This window comes from Moorena sp. SIO3B2, assembly GCF_010692525.1.
GTDB classification, from domain to species: Bacteria; Cyanobacteriota; Cyanobacteriia; order Cyanobacteriales; family Coleofasciculaceae; genus Moorena; species Moorena producens.
Genome location: NZ_JAAHHE010000862.1, coordinates 1 through 1,431, shown reverse-complemented (window position 1 = coordinate 1,431; position 1,431 = coordinate 1). Strand labels below are relative to the sequence as shown.

Below are 1,431 nucleotides of genomic sequence, written 5' to 3'. Positions count from 1 at the left end.
CCCGGTTCACCAGGGTTGAGAGGAGGTAGGACATGGATAACGTATATATGAGATGCATCCTTGACAAAGTCTATTGTTTTTTCTAAAGCCTCAAAGGAGGTTTCAGAAAAATCAATTGGGACAAGTATACGGTCGGTGGCAAATAAGCTCATAGATTCACTCCTATGGCTTGTTTAAAAATATTATAAATACTAATCTTCTAGGAAGATTGAGTGACGGTAACTATTTTTCCAGCATTCAAGCGGTCCATATAGTCTTTAAGTTCAGTGGCTACTTTGCTACAGAGTAAGTAGCCACCGAAAAGATTAGGTAAACCCATAGAAAAAAGCATACTATCACTGAAATTAATGACTGCTTCTGGGTTAGCCACAGCTCCAATAAAGATGGTGATAAGAAATAATACTTTGTAGACAATCAACGTTCTCGAACCAAACAAATAATCCCAACAGATTTCACCATAGTAACTCCATGAAATCATGGTAGAGAAAGCAAAAAAGAACACAGAGATGGCAAGGAGGATGGGAAACCAACTAATTACACTCCCAAAAGCAGCAGCGGTCATTTCGGCACCACCGAAGTCAGCAAACTCAGGATTTTTGTATACTCCAGTGATGACTATTACTAGAGAAGTCATATTGCAGATGACCACAGTAACAATAAAAGGTTCGAGTAGGGCTATAATTCCTTCCCGCACTGGTTCCTCAGTCCTGGCAGCGGCGTGAGCCATGGCAGATGAACCAATACCTGCCTCATTAGTAAAGGTTGAACGCCTTAATCCCTGTACTAACACCCCAATCAAACCTCCCTCAACGGCTTGGGGAGAGAAGGCTTCTGTCACAATAGTTTCGATGGCAGATGGGATGCTGGAAAAATTGACAATTAGAATCCAGAGGGATGTCAAAATGTAGATCCCACACATGACGGGTACGATGGTACCAGCCACTAAGCCAATACGTTGAATGCCACCAATAATCACCAATGTCACTAGGCCAACCAGAATTAATCCATAAAGCCAGCCTCGATTGATCAGCCAGGGGACTACGCTGGCCATTACTTCAAAGGATTGGTTAGCTTGAAACATGCTCGAACCACCAAATGACCCAGCAATAGCAAAGATGCAAAATAGGAGGCTCACAATTTTCCCGAGTTTTTGATATCCCATTTCGGCTAAACCAGCCGAGAGGTAATACATTGGACCACCAGCTATAGTTCCGTCTGGTCTGACCACTCGATATTTTTGAGCCAGGGTACATTCTACAAATTTACTGCTCATGGCAAATAAGCCAGCAAGGGTCATCCAGAACGCAGCTCCTGGTCCTCCGATACTGATGGCAAAGGCAACACCGCCAATGCTACCGAGTCCAACACCAGCGGATAGGGCAGTTGATAGAGCTTGAAAGGAAGAGATTTCACCGTTTTGGTTGGGTTGCT

The 1,431-nt window shown here is 43.7% G+C and carries 2 protein-coding genes; both read right to left on the bottom strand.

Features of this window, described 5'->3' with window-relative positions:
• Positions 1-152: universal stress protein (locus tag F6K38_RS43850; RefSeq protein ID WP_353737297.1), on the bottom strand; the 152-nt coding region annotated here is incomplete at its 3' end.
• Between the two features lie 47 nt (positions 153-199).
• On the bottom strand, positions 200-1,431 hold a 1,232-nt coding region (locus F6K38_RS41855), incomplete at its 5' end, for an alanine/glycine:cation symporter family protein (protein WP_287360736.1).